This window comes from Sphingobacterium sp. PCS056 (assembly GCF_023273895.1).
Classification (GTDB): Bacteria; Bacteroidota; Bacteroidia; order Sphingobacteriales; family Sphingobacteriaceae; genus Sphingobacterium.
Genome location: NZ_CP096883.1, coordinates 1,732,841 through 1,754,425, shown reverse-complemented (window position 1 = coordinate 1,754,425; position 21,585 = coordinate 1,732,841). Strand labels below are relative to the sequence as shown.

Sequence of the window (21,585 nt, the reverse complement as noted above, 5' to 3'; positions counted from 1 at the left end):
AATCGAGCAAAAATTAAAAAAACAAAATGCAGAAATACGCACAATTTGAACATAAAAAAGAAAAATCATCACAACGTGATCTTAACATCATAGCGTTCCCTGATATAATTTAACTGTTCCTCCGAATCAGATTCCAAATCAAGTATTGCGCGCTCCCTTTCTTTATCGATCTCAATTTTAATGATACTTTTATAAAACCGAAACACCTCTTTTTCATTCGATAATATCAAACGCGGAACACGAACAGAATTTCCATGCTCATCTTTTGCCACCATTGTAAAATAAGAAGAGTTGCAATGCTTTATTTCACCAGATTGAATATTCATGGATTCAACACGAATACCGACTTCCATAGAAGTATTGCCAACATAATTGACCGAAGCTATGAGCGTAATCAATTCCCCGACTTCAATCGGTTTTAAAAAATTAACTTTTCCCACCGATGCTGTCACACAATAATGTCCAGAAAACTTTGAGGCCACAGCAAAAGCTATTTGATCCATCAAAGAAAGCACATATCCTCCATGAATTTTACCTCCAAAATTAGCATTGGAGGGTAACATTAACTGAGACATCCGTATAACAGATTCACCAGCTTTTTTATAAATTTCTTCCATATAATTAAATATACTTTAGAAAAAAATCAATTCCTAATCGATCGCGCTCAAGCAATTACATCCATGACTTCCATTCATAGACGACATGATCGACCAAAATCATACTTTACAAAAAAAGGGTTATCCAAGTTGGATAACCCTTTTTTTAATATTTTTTAGATTACTTAGTCTTTTCAGCAATATATGGACTTTCATTACTCAATCTATCCACCGCTTTAACCGCAACATATTGCAGCTTTTTGCCATTCTTAGTTTTCGGAAGCTCTCGAGCTGTTACCGATGGATCTAGAATATCATAAGACCATTCTCCTCCATAATTGGTATAAAGAACCCAATGAAACACTTGGTCAATCTGCTTGTGTTGCCATTTTGCAAACATAAAATCTTTCTCTGAAGTCAACAACAAAGTTGGTTTCAACATCGGATTTGCATTCAGCCAAGGTGTCCTAGGAATCAACACCTTATTTTGGTATGGACCTTCAAAAATAGCTTTTGCCATACTAGGATTTTTGGTCAAACCTGCTAAACTCCAATGAACAATACCTTTGCTATCCGGAACAATGTTGCGCATTGCCGCAATTTGATTGACGATCTCAGTAGAATATTCTGCCGTACGTTTACCCACAGTATTAATGCCGGGCCACAAATGCCTGCGCATCGTATTTTCACTCTCCCACCATTTTAGCAAAGTCGTAAAACTCTGTTTGGCCGGCTGAATAGGCCAATATAATTGTGGCGTATAGTAATCCACCCAACCTTTATTCAGCCATAATTTTGCATCCGCATACAATTGATCATATTGACTTGACCCTTGAATACCTGCTGGATAACCTGGCTTCCAAATTCCAAAAGGACTGATACCAAATTTCACAAAATTTTTCTCTGCTTTAATTTCTTTATAAATACGTTCTACAAATGTATTCACACTATTTCTTCTCCAATCAGCACGTGTCAATGTACCACCACTTTTCTTATATTCATTCCAACTATCACTATCAGGAAAATCTTGACCACCGTTATATTCTGCGTAAGGATAGAAATAATCGTCAAAGTGTACCCCATCAATATTATAACGTTTTACAATATCCATCACAACACGTGATGCATGATCTTGCGTTGATTGTTTCGATGGGTCAAACCAATACCATCCCTGTTTCAAGCGAACGACAGAATTACCCATCTTTTTAGCCATGGAAGATTCTGTCAGCTTACCTCCGGAAGTATGGTGCGCACGATATGGATTTAACCAAACATGTAACTCAATACCTCTTTTATGTGCCTCTTCAACCCAAAATTCTAATGGATCATAATATGGAAAAGGAGCTTTTCCTTGTTCTCCTGTTAGGAAATAAGACCAAGGTTCCAAATCACTTTGATACAAAGCATCAGATGATGGACGAACCTGAAAAATAGCTGCATTAAAATTGTTATTCTTCAAAAAATCCAAGATTTGGATAGCCTCTTGCTTTTGTTCATCAGTAGACAAGAAATTCTTACTTGGCCAATTGATATTCGCTACAGTAGCGATCCATGCAGCACGAAATTCACGTTGCACTTCAGGAAGCTCAACTACAACCTCTTTTTTCTCTTCAGCCTTTTTATCTTCAATATTATTTTTTACTTTCTCACGTTGAGGCTTATCTTTTGCATCCGGATGTTGCAATTTAACTTCAGTAGTACCCTTTACCTGCTCTTGTTTTCTATTCTTTTTGGAAGAACATGAAAATAAAAATAAAGCAACTGATAGTATTAATAAGTGATGTTTCATTCAAAAATGTTAATGTGTTGTTTCAAAATAAGCTACAAATGTACGGATTATGATTTTGTATCGACAGAACTACTTCGATATTAACTTTCCTTTAACCAACACTTCCTGAAGTTTATAATCCGCAGAGAAGATTAAAAGATTAGCAATACTACCCAGATTTAGATTACCAATATCTGTTCGCTTCAACAATCGAGCAGGATATGTAGTCGCCATACGGATTGCTTCATCCAATGGGATACCGACTTGCTGTACAGCATTTCTAACCGACTCAAATAAAGAGACAGCAGCACCTGATATCGTACCATCTGGCAGCGAATAGTAACCATCATTCAAGACATGCTGATAGATCCCTTTCGAACAAGCTGCTACAGCATCTGTAATTAAAAATAAACGTTCACCCATCTGTTTTTTTGCAATTTTAACAGCTTCAAAACTCACATGATGCCCATCTAAAATAATACTAGAGCATACTGTAGGATGATTAAAGATTGCTCCTACCATTCCCACCTCTCGATGGTGCAAAGCTGACATCGCATTGAATAAATGAGTTCCTGTAAGAATACCTAGATCGAATCCCTTCGTGCCTTCCTTACATGTAGCATCACTATGACCTGCGCTTAACAAAAGTCCATAAGATTGTAAATATTCAAGCACATCGTCATCTATACACTCTGGAGCAATGGTCATCATTTTCACGACAGAAGGATGATCGCCTAGCAGTTCTTTGATATTCTCTTTCGTAGGTTTTACAATCAATTCAGCAGGGTGGGCACCACGCTTTTTACTATTCAGAAATGGTCCCTCCAAATGTAATCCCAATAATGCGTCATGCTTAAAATGACCAGCAACTTGAATAGCCTGTTGAAAAACATGAAATGTATTTGTTGCCAAAGTCATCATATAAGAAGTCGTTCCCTTACGAACTAGTCCATCCGAAATTCGCTGCAAAGACGCTGCTGTCAATTCAGCGGAAAACAAGTCATCGCCATCGCCATATAATTGTAAATCAATTAAACCAGCACAAATATTCGCACCTTTGACGTCCAATTGCTCCCAATCAGTTGGAATTTCTTTTGGATCTACGATAGCTGTAATTATTCCATTTTCAACGAGTAGAGCTTTGTGTTCAATCAGATCATAATCTGAGAAGATTTTGCCACCAACTATAGCAAGTTTATTCATTATCTTTTATTTTTGATTGTTTAAAGATAATCATTGCGATTATCAATTTACAAGCGTAACTTCGTTCCATGTACTTTTTTAGAAAAAAAGACCCCAATCGCCCCACCAACGGCAATCTAAAAGCTATGCATATCATCAATGCCATAGCTATCAGTGTTTTTATATTAGCGTTGATCTATAAAATATTCCTTGCATCATAAATACCAACATATGTCTCAAAAAATTATTTTAAATACAGAAAAAGCACCCGCAGCAATCGGTCCATACAACCAGGCAATAAAAGCCGATAAAACATTATATGTATCTGGACAGATTCCTTTAGTTCCGGAAACGATGGAATTAATCACAACAGGAGTTGCAGATGAAGCTCATCAAGTTTTAAAAAATGTAGATGCTATTTTAAAAAACGCAGGTTATGGATTTGAAGATGTTGTTAAAGCATCCATTTTCTTAAGCAATATGGATGACTTCGCGACAGTCAATGAAGTATATGCACAATATTTCACCACTGTACAACCGGCACGTGAATGTGTTGCTGTTAAGACACTACCAAAAAATGTAAATGTAGAAATTTCCGTGATTGCTTGGAAAGATTAATGATAACCAAAGAACAAGATACTGAAGGCCGCGGAAAGTATTTCTTAGCGGCTTTTTTAGGTCCTTTAATTTGGGGATTTATGGCTATCCCTATTCGCTTGTTAAAAAATTGGTCAGCAGAGGATATTCTGCATTACCGCATCATATTAGCCGTTTCACTTCTTTGGCTCTTCAACTTTATTTTCAGAAAAAAAGATCTTAAAAAAGACTATCGCAGTTTTCAACTACTTCCTAAGAATAAAAGAATTAAAATCGTTTATCTTACACTTGCATCAGCTATTCTACTATTTGCAAATTGGTACACCTATATCTATTGCATCAACAGTATTAGCGTACAAGCGGGTGCGTTCGCTTATATTCTATGCCCATTGATTACTACTGCAGGTGGTTATTTCATTTTAAAAGAAAACTTAAATACCACTCAAAAACTATCTTTAATTATTGCTACAACTGGCGTATTCATGCTAGCAACGGGGTCTCTGACAGAAGTATTATGGTCCTTAACGATTGGTTCACTATATGCCTTCTATCTGGTCTTACAGCGTATCATACAAGGTTTTGACAAACTCAATATGCTAGCGATACAACTAGCCATGTGTACTTTATTTATTATACCCCAAATGATAATGGATCAAAGTCCAATACCTCAAGAAGGCACATTCTGGAGCATTATATTAATCATAGCATTACTATTTACCATAATACCATTATTTTCAAGCATGTATGCGTTAAAGAAAATATCTTCTTCGACACTTGGCATCATGTTATACATCAACCCAATCATTGCATTTACACTAGCTGTTACCTATTTTCAAGAACAGGTAGATCCATATAAATACTGGGCATATACTCTGATTTTCACTGCCATTATTATTTTTAATTTCGATAAATTAAAAATTCTCTTCAAAAGGAAAAATTATTTGTAGCATTTCAATTTCTTAATGCGTTTAGATGGTTAATAATCAATTATTAATCATCTAAACCTTATATCTGTGATGAGAATTTGCCAAATTTTTAGGATTAGTACTTTAATACTGATACTCTGTCCAATTCTTATATTTTAAATCTATAACCTTTATGAACATGATCAAACAGCTTAGCTATCTTACGTTATTTATTTTACTTGTTAGCGCATGTAAAAAAGATGAAACAACTTCACAGCAATGGGGTGAACTAGCCAAAGAAAAAAGAGAAGCCATTGAGCAGCTCATTGCTTCAGAAAAATGCGAGAACCTAAACGATTGGACCATTGAAAGGGCGGCAAATTATTGGTGTGGACACAGCTATTTCCCTGTGCACAAACGTATTAAAACACAATTTGAAAAACTTTGGAATGAATATCGTGAACTTGAATCTAAAGGAATAGATGCAGGAATCCGAGAAGGAATTATCTACGAACCCTGTGAAGAAGGCATTTGGCATGTTTCTGCCCCTATTCAACTTATCTGTGAAAATGGAAAAGCCAAGCTATTATATATGAAAGATCTTAGTTTAGCCGATAGCAAAGCACAAATAATTCCTGTAAAAACTAGGATAGACGATTATCTAAATAATCTTAAGTGCGACGGAACAAATAATTGGACGACTACTTTACTTTTAAAAGATTGTGGAATTGATTATATCCCTTATTTAACGACAGCTAACCTAATTGAAATAAAAAAAGATATTGCACTTTACAATTCTTTAAAAAAGAATATCCTTGAAGGTGAAAAACCAAATTGCCCAGTGGGTGAATATATGTATCCGACAGGCGTAAAATGTGTCAATAATAAACCTGTCGTCGAACTCTCTAAGTAATTAACACAACCGTTATTTAATAAAAGGCAGTCATAGCTTAGTAGCATGGCTGTCTTCTTACACTAAATTCTTCCCAGATAGAAAATAGTGATTTCTGAAATAAGAAGAACCTTATGATACATAATAACAAATATCTAAAAAATATGACAAAAAATAAATCAACTGTAAAACAGATAGATAGGTAAGATAAACAGAAATACTGTATCACATTTGTTATAAAATCCTTTCAAAATTTCCAGAACAATAGTACTTTAGATTCCCATTACGAGAAAAAACCGTCTCGCTAATAAATTATATTGATTTTATTTTACGTCTATCTGATACGTACCCTCCTATATTCAATATAAGACACCTAACTAACCAATGAGCTAAATTGAATTAGCCATTGCTTATAAATCAATTCTTATGAAATGTGTAAAGACATAATTAGATCATAACACATATTACTACATGAATAGTAAATTACAAACAACATTGAAGATCTTGGGTATTGTTCCAACAATGCTCTTTTCAGCATCTTTACTTCTTGCCCAAAACACGCAGGTGAAGGGTACTATTGTGGATGGCCAGTCTAATTCACCAATAGCGGGAGCTACTATTAAAGTTTTGGGAACATCTAAAGCCAGCTCATCAGATGCTAGCGGTGTTTTCCAAGTGAACGTTGACGATAAAAATCGTATTTTGAGCATCAGTGTTATTGGGTATGAAACCAAAACCGTAACACTTGCTCCAAATGAGACTACTGTAACCGTAAGTCTAGTGCCGCAGACACAACAACTCGAAAGTGTAGTCGTTACAGCATTGGGTATCAAACGCGAAAAGAAATCATTGGGTTATTCAACTACTTCTGTCAAAGGGGAGGATTTTACTGTTGCTCGTGACCCTAATTTAGGTAATGCATTGAGTGGTAAAGTCGCTGGCGTGAGTGTCGCTGGTAATTCAACCGGACTGGGTGGAAGTAGCCGTGTTGTCATCCGTGGAGCAGCTTCAATGACGGGCAACAACATGCCATTATATGTTGTTGATGGTATTCCGCTCACTAATGACAATCAAGGTTCTGCTGGACAGTACGGTGGTATGGACATAGGCGATGGTCTAAATAGCATTAATGCGGATGATATTGAGAATATTCAAGTATTAAAAGGTGCTGCGGCATCAGCGCTATATGGATATAGAGGAGGAAATGGTGTTATTATGATAACTACCAAATCTGGAAAAGGAACCCAAGGTATAGGCGTCGAATTAAATAATAATATGACCGTCAATACCATCTATGATTATCGTGATTTTCAGGAAACCTATGGACAGGGCAGGCAAGGAATCAAACCAACCGCTGCTGGGGCCGCAAACGATACCTACAATCAAAGTTGGGGAGCTAAAATGGACGGAAGTCAGGCGGTCAATAAATTTGGAAATACTTACGCTTACTCACCGATTGACAATTGGAAGAATTTCTATCGAACAGGTTTAAGCAATCAAACTTCTGTAGCTGTTAGTGGTAGTGATGAAAAATCAACTTTTCGTCTTGGTCTCAACAATATGTACGAAGGGTCGATCCTACCTAATGCAAAATCAAATCAACGAGGAGCTAATTTAAATACAACCTATAAAATTACACCGAAGGTGCAATTGGGTATCAATGCCAATTATATGTTTGAATTTGTCGATAATCGGTCAAATCTTTCGGATGGTAATGGTAACACTAATGCTAGCCTTCTGTACCTGGCTAATAGCTATGATGTCCGTTGGCTGGAAGCTGAGGTAGATGAATTCGGAAAAGAGTTACAACCAGGTAACAACGTTTATTTTAATAACCCTTATTTTTTACAATACCGCAAATCTAACAAGTCAACTAAAAAAAGACTTACTGGTGGATTCAACCTGCGTTATGATATTACCGATTGGTTATATGCTCAAGGTGCTGTCACTCGTGATGGTTTCAATCTTGCTTTCAAACAGATTCAGCCGAAGGGAGCTTCTGCCGATCCAAATGGATATATTAATGAGTATAATAATGAGTTTGAAGAAACAAATTTCAACTTCCTAGTTGGGGCAAAGAAAAAGCTAGGTGATTTTTCTATCTCTGCAACAGTTGGTGGTAATGATCAAAAGACTCGTACCGAAACTTGGGGAACTGATGGCGGCATTCGTCCTTTCATAGTAGATGGAGTTTATTCGACAGGAAATGTGGCTGCTGGTACACGTACTTTTAAGAAGTTATATGGTGAATATAGAGTAAAGTCTCTTTATGGTACTGCTGATTTTGGTTATAAAGATTTTTTATTTTTAAACTTATCAGCTCGTAACGACTGGTATTCAACACTTAATCCAGACAAGAATGGTTACCTATATCCATCCGCTAGTTTAAGTTATGTCTTTACCGATCATCTTCAGTTACCAGATTGGATCAATATGGGTAAATTAAGATTGTCTCGAGCTGCAGCATCGAATGGTACTAAAGCTTATCAAACGGCATTAGCATATCAAACTCAATCATTCGAAATCCAGGGTCAACCTATCGGAACAATTAAAAATTCTACTGTTCCAAATGCCAATTTAAAGCCCGTTCGAATAAGTGAATGGGAGGCTGGAGCAAATCTCGAATTTTTGGGAAATAGAATGGGCTTAGATTTGGCTGTTTATCAAAAAACAACAAATGATGATATCGTTCAAGTGACTACAAGTACTGCTTCGGGTTATTCCACAGCGATTCAAAATATAGGTGAGTTGCGCAATAAAGGTATTGAAGTATTGTTATATGGTGATATCATCCGCGCTACTGATTTTAAATGGAAGAGCTCCATTAACTTTGCTTTCAATGATAGTAAGGTGCTTAGTCTTGGCGATCAGAAAAGCCTAAGTTTTGAAGGTGGAGTTTCACGATCAGGAAATGCTTCTGTACAAAATATTGTAGGTGAATCTTATGGACAGATTGTTGGTTACAGATACAAAACAGATGCTTCAGGAAATCGCATTTTTGATGACAAAGGTCTTCCGGTACGCTCTGATGCTGTTGATGTACTTGGTACTGGGGTGTATCGCTTTACCGGCGGATTTAGAAATGATTTTACTTATAAGAACTTTAGTTTAGGTGTTTTGCTTGATGTCAAATTAGGTGCAAAAATCTTTTCAGGAACCAACCTGAACCTTTATGGCTCCGGTTTGCATAAAGCAACTTTAGAAGGCCGAGAAGGTAATATTATTGGCAAAGGAGTCAACTTAGCAGGCGCAACCAACACAACTGCCGTCGATGCAGAAACTTACTGGAAATATATTGTAGATCAATCTTTTACCGAAGAGTTTGTGTATGATGCTGGTTTTGTTAAATTAAGAGAAATATCTTTTGGATACAAATTACCAAGTTCAATTTTATCAAAAACACCTTTTAGAAGTGCTTCATTATCTTTAGTAGGGCGCAATTTATGGACAATCCATAAAAACACTCCCAATATAGATCCAGAATCTGCTTATAACAACAGTAATGCGCAAGGGCTTGAATTAAATGGTTATCCAATGACACGGAATGTCGGTTTTAACCTTAATCTAAAATTCTAAAAAGAGTTATTTAGCAATTTGCTAAACGATCAGATTGAAAATTAGTAACAGGAAAAAGAAAGAAAAAAATGAAAACTAAAATATTATACCTCTGTGCCGTAATTGGACTTGGATTGTCCTCTTGTAGTAAATTTGGAGACGTGAATGTCGATCCCGAAGCAATAGGAAAAGACAATATGGATTATAAATTGCTTTTTACCAACGTACAACAATACGGCTATGGTACCGAGTATGAAGCTTGGCGCAATGGATTGATTTATATCAGCACAATGCTCCAACATACAGCATCTGTGGAAAGTTATTGGAGTGGAGATAAATACACCTACAACGCTGGCTATAACGCAGCATTCTGGGATCGCATGTATCCAAATGGTGTGCGTGACGTAGTAGATTTAATGGAGAACTGGAAAGACAATGAAACGTTTTATCCAGAATACCAAATGGCTCGGATTATGCGAGTTCTTATCTTTCACAGAATGACTGATCTTTATGGCGATGTCCCTTACTCTGAGGCAGGACAGGCTTATTATAAAGAAAAGGGATATCCTGTATATGATACCCAGGAATCTATTTACTTAGATATGCTAAAAGAGCTTAAGGAAGCAGCAACTAATTTGAATGGCAAAACTTCGACTATCGGACAATCGGACATCATATATAAAGGTGACGTGGTCAAGTGGCAAAAATTTGCATACTCCATGATGTTGCGTTTAGGAATGCGTCTCTCAAAAGTAAATCCAGAATTGGCAAAAACTTGGATCAATACAGCAGTTTCGGGAGGTCTTTTTACTAGTAACGACGAAAGTGCCCTTGTGCAACATCCAGCAGCAGTGACAGCCAACAATAGTGCAGAGCCCTTTGCTAAAATTTATGCTCACGAAGATCCCAATGCATATCGCATGGGCGAATCATTTATCAATTTGTTAAAAAACACGAATGATCCAAGATTAAGCTTCCTGGCAACAGTAGTAGCAGATCCTTCTATTAAAATTGATGATTCCAGATGGTCAAGAGGAGATACAGCAGCCAGTAAACAATTGGGAATGCCAAATGGTTATGATCAAATAGATGGAGGTTCGACTTTCATCGAAGACTATCCGCTATATCCTGGAGCGATGAACAAATATTCTGTTGTCAATAGATATACGTATGCTCGTATAGATGCACCATCGTTTTTAGTCACTTATGCTGAGAATCAGTTTTTACTAGCGGAAGCCGCACACAGAGGTTGGATATCCGGATCGGCTAAAAGCTATTATGAAGCAGGAGTGAAAGCTGCTATGAAACAATTTGCTCAGTTTGGTATTGCTGGTATAAATGATGGAGCAATAGAGCGCTATTTAATGCAAAATCCATTCAATGAATCAAAAGCATTAGAACAGATTAATACGCAATACTATATCAATACATTTTCAGATGAGTATGAATCCTTTGCTAACTGGAGAAGGTCAGGATATCCGGTATTAAAGCAGGTCAATTATATTGGCAATGCGACAAACGGCACCATTCCGAGACGATTTACGTATCCAACAGAAGAAGGAACGGTCAATGCAGCTAATTATTTACAGGCTGTTAGTCGCTTGGATAAAGGAGATCAGATGACATCTCGCGTTTGGTGGGACAAACCATAGAATACACTATTATTTTTAAAAGGCTGTCACTTCAATTAATGCAGTGCCCCCAAAAAGTTAGACACTTTCTGGGGGTATTTTTATGAATAAGAAAAACAAGCACAGTTTTGAATTTAAGTTGAGCTGTGTTAGACAAATGGATGAGCATTATCGTTCTGCAAAGTCTTTGGGAGAAGAATTCGGGATTACGTATTCTTTGTTTGAGACGTGGTACAAAATATATAAGTATCAGGGGGAATCGGGGCTACTTCCCAGGAAAGGGAAAAGACACTTTAGTGCTTCTTTTAAGCTTTCTGTCCTTACTGCAATCCGAGAAGAAAGTTTATCTTTGAAAGAAGCCCGTGTACGCTTTGACCTTTCCTCGGATGCCCATATCATTGAATGGCAGAAAAGGCTGGACAAGTTTGGTCCAGAAGGATTGGAGGCACGGCCAAAAGGGAGACCCTTGATGACAAAGAAAGCAAATCCGCAGATCAAGCGAAAAGTTAGAAAAACGAATAAAGCGCTCACGCGTGAAGAGGAACTTTTGCAGGAGAATGAGTATTTACGTGCAGAAAATGCCCTGCTAAAAAAGCTCAGCGCCTTAGCTCAAGCCGAAAACAAGCGAAAGCCATAATGGAGCTAAGGCATCAATTTGATCTTGATATCCTGCTGAGTTGCGTTAAAATGGCAAGAAGTACTTTCTATTATCATTCCAAGAAGGAGGGACAAGCAGATAAATACGAACAGGTGAAAGCGCAAATCAACAAAGTTTACCATGTACATAAGGGCCGCTTTGGCTATCGCCGCATTACCCTGCAGCTCAAACGGGATGGAGTGGATATGAATCATAAGACCATTCTTAGATTAATGAGGGAAATGGGTTTGAAGAGTCTGATCAGGATAAAGAAATACAGGTCATACCGGGGTGAACTGGGCAAGATCGCTCCCAATATCCTCAACAGGAAATTCCAGGCTGAGGGGCCTTTGCAAAAATGGGCCACGGATATTACTGAGTTCAAAGTCAAGGAAAAAAAGCTGTATCTCTCCCCAATAATTGATCTGTTTAATCAGGAAGTTATAAGTTATGAAATTACTGACAGGCCGGTCTTTAAAGGGGTAATGGATATGCTCAAAAAGGCACTGCCCAAAGCAAGGGGGGCATCACAACTGCTTTTACATTCTGATCAGGGCTGGCAATACCAAATGCCTAAATATCAACAGTGGCTCAAAGAAAACGGAATCACTCAAAGCATGTCCAGAAAAGGAAATTGCCTTGATAATGCCGTAATTGAAAATTTCTTCGGAATTTTAAAATCAGAACTGTTTTATCTAAAACAATACGAATCAACAGAGAAGTTAAAAAGCGAAATAGAAGATTATATCTCCTATTACAATAATCAACGGATAAAACTAAATTTAAATGGAATGAGCCCGACAGAATATCGAGCTCATTATTACAAATCTAATTAACTAAATTTGTCCAATATTTTGGGGGCAGTCCATAAAAGGACAGCCTTTTTTATTATTATGCAAAAAAATATTTGACTCTAAATCAGAATACGAAATACACCTTTTTCATCACCAGACATGACAACTTTAGCGATCACCTACAGTATTCTGCTAAAATTTTAAGTAAATTCCTTAAATTAGCGAATTAGAAGAATGGCTGATTTATCTTTAATAACCCCCATAGAATATCTGAAAGGCGTAGGACCTCAGAAAGCTGATGTAATTAAGAAAGAATTGCAGGTTTTCACTATTGGTGATCTGCTCAGCTACTATCCTTTTCGCTACATTGACCGTACTGTCTTTCATAAAATAAGACAGCTTGATGCCGATATGTACTCTGCTCAGGTATTAGGAAGACTTATTGGACTTAAAGAAGTTGGAGAGAAAAAAGGCAAAAGATTAGTTGGACAATTCAAAGATGAAACTGGAAGCATCGAGTTAGTATGGTTTCAGTCCATTACCTGGCTCCAGAAATCGTTAAAAGTAGGTGCAGTATATGTGATGTATGGAAAACCATCCGTTTTTAACGGACAAATATCCATCACACATCCCGAAATGGAGCCATATCAAGCCCAAGCAAAGAACTTAGGGAACATGACGCTACAGCCGGTCTATTCTTCCACTGAAAAACTTAAAAAATTCAATTTAGACAGTAAAGGAATTCAAAAACTACAGCAAACAGCATTAGAAACTGTATTTCGTCAACTTCCCGAGCAAATGCCGGCATACCTATTGGAAAAACATCAATTGATGGATCAAGCCCGGGCAACCATTGCTATTCATTTTCCACAGAGCCAGGAAGAACTGACTCAAGCAATCAAGCGGATCAAATTTGATGAATTATTCTATATTCAACTCAAATTACTAAAAAACAAACAGCTCAACACTAAAAAATTCAGAGGGCAGATTTTCTCTAAAGTAGGTGACAAGTTTAATACATTTTTCAAAGAACGTATCCCATTTCCATTAACAAATGCACAAAAACGTGTCGTTAAAGAAATTCGACAAGATACCGTGACTGGAGCGCAAATGAACCGTTTAGTACAGGGAGATGTAGGATCCGGAAAAACGGTGGTTGCACTCTTGACCATGCTCTTAGCTATCGACAACGGTTTTCAAGCCTGCATGATGGCACCAACGGAGATATTAGCGACACAACACTTTACCGGATTGAAAGAATTACTCGGTGAGGACATCTGCAACATCAAATTATTAACTGGCTCAACCACAACAAAACAGCGTCGTGTCATCCATGAAGAATTAGAAAATGGTACTTTAGATATTCTCATCGGAACCCACGCCTTAATCGAAGATAAAGTACAATTCAAGAATCTGGGTTTTGTCGTCATCGATGAACAACATCGCTTTGGCGTAGAACAGCGGGCTAAATTGTGGCGTAAAAATAGTATCCCACCACATATGCTCGTGATGACTGCAACACCAATACCCCGCACGCTGGCCATGACCATGTATGGCGATTTGGATATTTCTGTTATAGACGAACTTCCGGCAGGAAGAAAACCCATCAAGACCGTACATTTTTTCGAAAGCTCCCGACTACGCATGTTTGGCCTCATGCGTGAAGAGATCGCAAAAGGCCGACAAGTTTATGTTGTATTTCCACTGATCAAAGAAAGTGAAAAACTAGATCTATTATACTTAGAGGCAGGATTGGAAAATATACAACGTGAATTTCCACTTCCTGATTATAAAATTAGTATTGTACATGGCAAAATGCCAGTCAAGGACAAAGATTTTGAAATGCAACGTTTTGTAAAACATGAAACCCAGATCATGGTTGCAACCACCGTTATCGAAGTCGGGGTCAATGTGCCCAATGCATCCGTTATGGTGATTGAAAATTCGGAACGTTTTGGTCTCTCACAACTCCACCAATTAAGAGGACGTGTAGGTCGGGGAGCAGAGCAGTCCTTTTGCGTACTGATGTCAGGAAATAAGCTTAGTAAAGAAGGAAAATTAAGGTTGAATACCATGGTACGTACCAATGATGGATTTGAAATTGCAGAAGTAGATCTAGAACTTCGGGGCCCGGGCGATATCTCTGGCACGCAACAGTCAGGTGTATTAGAATTAAAGTTAGCAAACCTCGCTACTGACCAACAACTGTTATCCGAAGCACGAAACTCAGTCATAGACATCTTCAAAGAAGATCCCGAAATGATCGAAGAACGGCATGCATTACTCAGACAGTACCTCGCAAAAAAATCGGACGGTATCACTTGGGATAAAATTTCGTAATCATTCGCGCGCTTGCTATTTCTTTCTAAGACAGCCTATAAGCGCTCTTAATAAAATGAAAGGATAAGCTTTCGTGATAAAACAATTAAACTAAAAACGATTATCTTTGTATTATTATTAAGACTTCGTGATATGAAAACTGATCCTTTCATCCCCTATTTGTCAAGCCTTGAGGCTAACATTTCCACAAGTTTAATATACAATACAAAACTATAACAGAAAATAATGGCAAAAATCAAAATATACGATACCGCAGTAAAACCAGAAACCGCAATTCTCGTGAGCGTTATTCCACAGGGAGTAGCTGAAACAAAGGCTCAAGAATACCTAGAGGAACTTGAATTTTTAGTGCAAACAGCAGGCGGCGTCACAAAAGGCATTTTTACACAAAAACTGGCCTATCCAGACCGAGCAACATTTGTGGGCAGTGGAAAATTGGAAGAAATCCAAGCTTTTGTCATCGCCGAAGAAATTGACATGGTGGTGTTTGATGATGAATTGACACCTTCACAACTTCGAAATATCGAGCGTGAGCTCAAAGTCAAAATATTAGATCGTTCCAACCTCATCTTGGATATTTTTGCTAGCCACGCAAAAAGTGCGCAAGCAAAGACACAAGTAGAATTGGCGCAATTGCAATATCTTTTACCAAGGTTAACTCGTATGTGGACCCACTTAGAGCGTCAACGCGGTGGTATCGGTATGCGTGGCCCGGGTGAAAGTCAGATTGAAACGGATAGAAGGATTATCCTTAACAAAATCAGTGTTTTCAAAGATCGATTAGAAACCATTGACAAACAAAATGAAACCCAACGTAAGAATCGTGGCGACATGATCCGTGTTGCATTAGTGGGTTATACCAACGTTGGGAAATCTACCATCATGAATATGATTTCAAAATCAGATGTATTGATTGAAAATAAGTTATTTGCTACTTTAGATACAACAGTGCGTAAAGTCGTTATCGACAATTTACCTTTCCTATTATCGGATACAGTTGGATTCATTCGCAAACTACCGCATCATTTGGTAGAATGTTTCAAATCCACTTTAGATGAAGTTCGCGAAGCAGATGTTTTGATCCATGTAGTAGATATTTCGCATCCCAATTTTGAGGATCATATACAAGCAGTAAATGAAACATTAAAAGATATAGGCGCATTGGATAAGCCCGTTATTACCGTCTTTAACAAAATAGATGCATTTGTTCCCACAGTTGAAGAAGGAGAAGACGGCGAACGTACTGTTACATTAGAAGATTTTGAAAACAGTTGGATGGCAAAAAATGCTGATCCTGCTATTTTTATTTCCGCAACAAACAAAACACATTTGGAAGAGTTCAAACAGAAGCTTTACGAAATCATTGTAGATATGCACAATGCGCGCTATCCTTACAATAATCTGCTTTACTAATTTAAATTTTTATATCTAAAATACGCTTGGATAACATCGCATTGAAGACAATAACCAAGTGTATTTTAATTCTTTACAAAAGTATAAATGGCATAAAGCCATATCAATATGCAAAATAAGAAAGTTACATTTATCGACTGGGGCTTAGTAGACTATCAAGAAGCTTGGGATAGACAAGAAGAGATTTTTAAGAAAACCTTAGCAATAAAGCATGATAATCGTGTTAACAACACCGAATTGTCAACGGAAAACTTTTTAATTTTTAACGAGCATCCCCATGTTTACACCTTAGGGAAATCGGGGAAACCAGAACATTTATTACTCGATCAAAAAGCATTAGAAGAAAAAGAAGCTCGCTATTACAAAATTAATCGCGGAGGAGATATTACCTATCATGGTCCTGGACAGATCGTAGGATATCCCATACTCGACTTAGATAATTTCTTTACAGATATCCATTTATATCTGCGCACATTAGAAGAAGCTATTATCCTGACTTTGCAAGACTACGGTATTCAAGCAGGAAGATATCCGAGTTTCACAGGTGTATGGATAGATGCTGATAACGAAAAAGCACGTAAAATATGTGCAATGGGTGTCAGAGCAAGCCGATGGGTCACTATGCATGGATTTGCATTTAATGTAAATGCAGATTTAAGCTATTTTGGAAATATCGTACCTTGTGGTATTGATGACAAAGATGTCACTTCTATGGAAAGAGAGTTGGGCTATAAACCCAATATAAATGAAGTAAAAGACAAATTAAAAAGACATATTGCCAATCTATTCGCTATGGAACTGGTTTAAAAAATAAAGGACTTACAAACTGTAGGCCCTTTATTTTCAATATTTACCTAACCTTTTTAATGATCGAACATGTTCAACATCTAACCTTCCTAACAATAAAACATACATTCATATCGAACAGCTTTTCCATTTTCAAAAGTAATGATAAAGAGGCCGGCGTCGCCATTTGGGATATGATAGACATGCGGAGTATCTATCCAGGTGACGGTCAATAAGTGTCCGAATTTTTCAACAAATTCCCGTTCATCATAGTTAGCATCCACACGTTCCTGACCAATCCGTAATACTACACCTTCCAGGAAGGAGGTTTGATAGACAGACCCGACTAACTTACCCTTGTTATTTTCTTCAAATGCGACAATAGATGATGGAGATTGATAATAATATTTCGGTTCCCATCCACATTCGGGCATATTAGGAATCTCTTCCACCCTTTTCATACCCAATTGTTTCATCTGATTGTCCGTTATCTTTCCATCATAAAGAAGCATTCCCTTCCAATCGAAGTGCACAAGAAGTGCCTCTACTTGACTCATGATAGCATCAAATGTTGGTCTATTTTGAAACCTTTCCGCGACAAGCAATTCAAAATCTATATCTATTTTTGGATCTTTTACACCAGCATTTTCAAATGATTGTTTCCAAAAAGTCAGAGCCTCTTTTAATTTTTTATCATCAGTCCAAGCGATTTCCCGCAGCCTTCCTGCCAATACCATTTCTTGCTTTTGGTCTTTACCTCTTACCTCAAGATAATCCTTCAACACTTTAGCGTAAGTTAATTCAGTACCTAAAAATTTAGCCTGAATGAATTCAGGTTTTTCATGAAAATGATCACCAATATATACCCAACCGTCCGAATAAAGCGGAATGTAATCCACACAAATCAATTCATTCAATCTGGCTCTTCTAACAGCTATACTAGCCACATTTGGAGCTTTTCGCACCCGTAATTCAGATACCTGAACAAAAAAATGAGGACATTGACTTCCTTGACTACCTCGATAAAAATATTGAGCAGGTTCACCCTCCGATCTCTTCCCAGACATCGCCTTTTGAAGTGGTTGCTTTTTGATAAAACCAATATCTCCATTACTCACTTTCACCTTATACTGTGTCTGATTAGAATCCAAAACGTAAATCGGCGCTTCCGTAGAAAAAATACCCAATAAATCTCTTTCATTATCTTCAGCACGATAAAGATGCCCCCATTCTGATGTATAGACAGGACGATCACCGGCCGATTGAGCAAAAGTATCCAGAGTAATAAAACAAATTAATACAGTAAACAAAAAATATAGTCTTTGCAACATAAACGCAGTATTAGTAGATATTAAAAGATTTCAAGAAGGACAGTACTTTATAAACAGAATACCTTCATTAAACAAAATAAGCTAAAATCTCAGCAATAAATTTCTTTTAATCCGTTATTTTTTTAAATTATTATTGAATATAATGGTAGATAAGTTTGTAAGTGCAATAGCTATGTTTAAGTGTGTTAAAACAAAAAGGATAAAATAATATCCAAAATCATTTTTTCTCTAAAAAACTTATTTGTTTTTCAAGAGCAAGAATTGTTTTCTCTTGACTACGTATTGTCTGCTCTAGCGCATTGATCACTTTATTCAAAGAATCGACCATCAGACTATCTTTATCTTGCGAAGCAACGGTCTGTTGATAAGGGATTGCATGATCTCTCATATTACCAAAATCATTCTTATACATTTCCCCAATCCCCATCAAGAGCCATACAGGGCTTATATCGACATACTTATTTAAAATAATGACCATCGTATCTGAACTTAGTGCGGAATATTTTTGCACACCTTTAAAGTTAGCATATGAAAGCCCTAATTCTTCAAAGAAAACTGCTTTATTGATCCCTTTACTTTCCGCGATTAACAGGACACGTTCTTTAATACCAGACATTATTTTTAATTTAATTTGTAAAAGATATTATAATATCCTATTTTTAACAAACAACTATAATATAATAGCTTCTACCAGAAGCATAACTTAACTAATGATTATGAAAAATACACAAAAGAAACTAAAAGCGAAAAATTTTCGCTACTTAACTAAGGAGATTATCGATAATCCGATGCTCTACATCCATGATTTTTTCCGCAACCAAACCGATCTCATTAACTGGCAAAATGATATCCATCTCTTTGTTATAAGTGGGGCCTATCCTGCAATGTCCACTGGAGGTCATCCCGAAAATGGTTACAATTGTAATCAAATGATCAAACAGATTGAAGTTGCCTATGTCATTTTCAAACAATGTGGCCTCACGAAACACCAGAATCCTTTAAAATTATTCGCGACAAGAAACGATTACTTCAACTACTCGTATGGACCTAAATTCACCTGTAATGACAAAAAAAATCCCTACGATTTGATTTGTAAGTTTTTCTCTTATCATTCATTAAGAAAATGGTATAAGATCATGGATGAATTAATGGAACAACTAACTTTGAAGAGATCTCTAGACAATGCACAATTTGGAGATAAGATTATTGCTATTCGCGAGTTTCTCATCTGTTTGGCGCATGCATTATATTACATATACGAAAATGACGGTATTACCTTACCTCTACCTGCATATGCGCATATAAAATCTACCATAGCGCAACAATAATAGAACGCGTATGCGATAAGAAAACCCGCAATAATAAGGCGTCTGAATACCATGTTACATTTAATCTCAGTATCTACTGATACACCATAGTAAAACGGGACAACACACCTCAAAAATGTAGCAAATGAACTCACCAACTACTTGATATAGCCTTTCAGACTCCCTATTAGATTTTCCTGCCTTAAAAATCGACAAATAGAATACACGCCCTTAAAAAAATACGACTCCCATCAAAAACTTATTATACCCAATCCCCCTCATCATCAAAATCTGGAATTCAGCAGGTTTCACATCAGAAAATTCTATTCTTCGTAATGATAAAGCTGACCATCGCGAATTACTAACGCATCAAATATTTCAGCAGTCATAAGTTTACTATCGGAAGACAGAGCCTCCTCTTTACTATGCACCCATTGCAACCAAATACAAGCTGTTGCCGAACACGACTACATTTGCACTATTTTTTAAAGCAAAATAAACAGAGTGCGAATTGATATTATCAACTTCTGTTATCACCAATTTCTTTACTAAAATTTACTTCAACTATATTTTCATCGCCCACAGATATGTGGTTGCAATGCATTTTAATAATAACCTTACGTCTTAGCGAAAGGCTATCGATTCTAGCTTACCTCGAAACTGATTATGTACAAAACAACAGCCTAATTAGTCCACAACCTTGGTCTAACGGCAGTCGAATAAAAATCAACATGCAGACTATTATTAGATTAAAAAAACTACTAAAAAAAGAAAGAGTACCTGCACGTTGCAAGCATCAAAAAAAGCACTTAACTATTATCCGTTAAGTGCTTTCCATGTTCTATTTGATAAGCTTCTACAGCTTAACTCGTGTCACTTGAGGTACAATCACATCGATCTGATATGTTCCGCCTACAAATGCTTGAAAAGAAAACCGTGCATTACATGAATAAGTATTATATGGCAAAGCTAAGCTATCATCAAATTTGACATACTTTGCTGGTATCCTGTAGTAGTAATTAAATCCATTTCCTAAAGAAACCAAAGGAAAAGGGACCACACCATAAGTAAATTCCATACGATCATCAAATAATGTTGTTGTTAAAGCATAATCCTGCATAGTCTGTAAAAAACCAACAGCTGTTCCCGAAAGTGGTCTTCTATCAACTTCACCAGATTTGGGATTAAAAGGTTCACCATTTTTATCCACAATTCTGACAATAATCTTATTTTCCTTCGCTGCCAATTTCTCTACTTTGATATGGCTTGCATTACTCGATATTGATTTTGTTGTTGTTTCAGCGCCAACTTTCATTGCTACAGTAGATCTAACAGCAGGCACTTCATAAAGAGGTGCATCTACTAGTGCAAATTCACCTATTTTAGGATAAACTCGAGTACCATTGCTATTTTTTATTTCCAGATCAAATAGATAATTTCCAGAAGGTAACTGTAATGTATTTTCATTGGACTCAATTGCACCTGAAAACTTATTAATTGATAATGCCGTCATGACAGTATCCTTTCTTTTGGCATCAATTTTTTCAATGGTGTTGTCCACTTTTGAATCGTACAATCTTGTCCAGATTTTTATTGGATATGTTTTTAGAAAAATATCAGTTACATCTTTTCCACTATCCTTTTCATAAATTTTTATTAATTTATATTCTGTTGGTTTTGAAGAACCTGCTGGATTTATCGCTGTTGACACCTCTGCTCTACCCTTTTTAATCTGCATCGGTAATACTTCATAACGAATAATATCACTAAGATTTCCATCTGGCAATTTTTTACATGCCGACACTGCTAATATTCCGATAGCTAGTGTATATATTAAACTCTTTTTCATTT

The 21,585-nt window shown here is 36.8% G+C and carries 16 protein-coding genes and 1 pseudogene; 11 read left to right on the top strand and 6 right to left on the bottom strand.

Annotation, left to right across the window (positions count from 1 at the left end; genetic code table 11):
* Nucleotides 1-68: 68 nt before the first annotated feature.
* The 3 genes from MUB18_RS07305 to nagA all read right to left on the bottom strand — a co-directional run bounded on the left by MUB18_RS07305 (nt 69) and on the right by nagA (nt 3,567).
* Nucleotides 69-617, bottom strand: a complete 549-nt coding sequence (locus MUB18_RS07305) for an acyl-CoA thioesterase (RefSeq protein WP_248755490.1) — start codon at nt 615-617, stop codon at nt 69-71.
* Nucleotides 618-777: 160 nt separating this feature from the next.
* Nucleotides 778-2,385 (bottom strand): glycoside hydrolase family 10 protein, encoded by a 1,608-nt coding sequence (locus tag MUB18_RS07300; RefSeq protein WP_248755489.1) that lies wholly within the window; start codon nt 2,383-2,385, stop codon nt 778-780.
* A 69-nt stretch (nt 2,386-2,454) separates the two neighbouring features.
* On the bottom strand, nt 2,455-3,567 hold the full coding sequence (nagA, locus tag MUB18_RS07295) for an N-acetylglucosamine-6-phosphate deacetylase (protein WP_248755488.1): 1,113 nt from the start codon (nt 3,565-3,567) through the stop codon (nt 2,455-2,457).
* 68 nt (nt 3,568-3,635) lie between these two features.
* Here nagA and MUB18_RS21910 point away from each other — a divergent pair, with 68 nt between their 5' ends.
* From MUB18_RS21910 to lipB, 10 genes and pseudogenes are all read left to right on the top strand, one after another.
* A complete protein-coding gene (locus MUB18_RS21910; RefSeq protein ID WP_317233181.1) occupies nt 3,636-3,767 on the top strand; it encodes a DUF6728 family protein in 132 nt (43 codons plus the stop codon).
* A gap of 10 nt (nt 3,768-3,777) precedes the next feature.
* Complete coding sequence (locus MUB18_RS07290) at nt 3,778-4,164, top strand: RidA family protein (protein WP_045753091.1); 387 nt, start codon at nt 3,778-3,780, stop codon at nt 4,162-4,164.
* On the top strand, nt 4,164-5,090 hold the full coding sequence (locus MUB18_RS07285) for an EamA family transporter (RefSeq protein ID WP_248755487.1): 927 nt from the start codon (nt 4,164-4,166) through the stop codon (nt 5,088-5,090). Before MUB18_RS07290 ends, MUB18_RS07285 begins: the two co-directional genes overlap by 1 nt.
* A 157-nt stretch (nt 5,091-5,247) precedes the next feature.
* Nucleotides 5,248-5,961 carry a hypothetical protein gene (locus MUB18_RS07280; RefSeq protein WP_248755486.1) on the top strand — a complete coding sequence of 238 codons (714 nt, stop codon included), beginning with the start codon at nt 5,248-5,250 and terminating at the stop codon, nt 5,959-5,961.
* Between the two features lie 450 nt (nt 5,962-6,411).
* Nucleotides 6,412-9,516 (top strand): SusC/RagA family TonB-linked outer membrane protein, encoded by a 3,105-nt coding sequence (locus MUB18_RS07275; RefSeq protein WP_248755485.1) that lies wholly within the window; start codon nt 6,412-6,414, stop codon nt 9,514-9,516.
* Between the two features lie 68 nt (nt 9,517-9,584).
* Nucleotides 9,585-11,147: a SusD/RagB family nutrient-binding outer membrane lipoprotein gene (locus MUB18_RS07270; protein ID WP_248755484.1), complete on the top strand. Its 1,563-nt coding sequence runs from the start codon at nt 9,585-9,587 to the stop codon at nt 11,145-11,147.
* 82 nt (nt 11,148-11,229) lie between these two features.
* Nucleotides 11,230-12,599 (top strand): annotated as a pseudogene (locus MUB18_RS21950) (IS3 family transposase).
* A gap of 192 nt (nt 12,600-12,791) precedes the next feature.
* The gene (recG, locus tag MUB18_RS07255) at nt 12,792-14,897 is read left to right on the top strand and encodes an ATP-dependent DNA helicase RecG (protein ID WP_248755483.1); all 2,106 of its coding nucleotides are present in this window, start codon (nt 12,792-12,794) and stop codon (nt 14,895-14,897) included.
* A 225-nt stretch (nt 14,898-15,122) separates the two neighbouring features.
* A complete protein-coding gene (hflX, locus tag MUB18_RS07250; RefSeq protein WP_108158136.1) occupies nt 15,123-16,310 on the top strand; it encodes a GTPase HflX in 1,188 nt (395 codons plus the stop codon).
* A gap of 108 nt (nt 16,311-16,418) precedes the next feature.
* A complete protein-coding gene (gene lipB, locus MUB18_RS07245) occupies nt 16,419-17,117 on the top strand; it encodes a lipoyl(octanoyl) transferase LipB (RefSeq protein WP_045753084.1) in 699 nt (232 codons plus the stop codon).
* Nucleotides 17,118-17,206: 89 nt separating this feature from the next.
* On the opposite strand, the gene MUB18_RS07240 is transcribed toward lipB, so the two are convergent.
* Together MUB18_RS07240 and MUB18_RS07235 are read right to left on the bottom strand one after the other, a co-directional pair.
* Nucleotides 17,207-18,427: a hypothetical protein gene (locus tag MUB18_RS07240; RefSeq protein WP_248755482.1), complete on the bottom strand. Its 1,221-nt coding sequence runs from the start codon at nt 18,425-18,427 to the stop codon at nt 17,207-17,209.
* Between the two features lie 217 nt (nt 18,428-18,644).
* On the bottom strand, nt 18,645-19,043 hold the full coding sequence (locus MUB18_RS07235) for a hypothetical protein (protein WP_045753082.1): 399 nt from the start codon (nt 19,041-19,043) through the stop codon (nt 18,645-18,647).
* A 100-nt stretch (nt 19,044-19,143) separates the two neighbouring features.
* On the opposite strand from MUB18_RS07235, the gene MUB18_RS07230 reads away from it, so the two are divergent.
* Nucleotides 19,144-19,755, top strand: coding sequence for a hypothetical protein (locus MUB18_RS07230; RefSeq protein WP_248755481.1), 612 nt, complete (start codon nt 19,144-19,146; stop codon nt 19,753-19,755).
* Between the two features lie 835 nt (nt 19,756-20,590).
* Here the strand turns inward: MUB18_RS07230 and MUB18_RS07225 are convergent.
* The gene (locus MUB18_RS07225; RefSeq protein ID WP_248755480.1) at nt 20,591-21,583 is read right to left on the bottom strand and encodes a DUF5007 domain-containing protein; all 993 of its coding nucleotides are present in this window, start codon (nt 21,581-21,583) and stop codon (nt 20,591-20,593) included.
* Nucleotides 21,584-21,585: the final 2 nt, after the last annotated feature.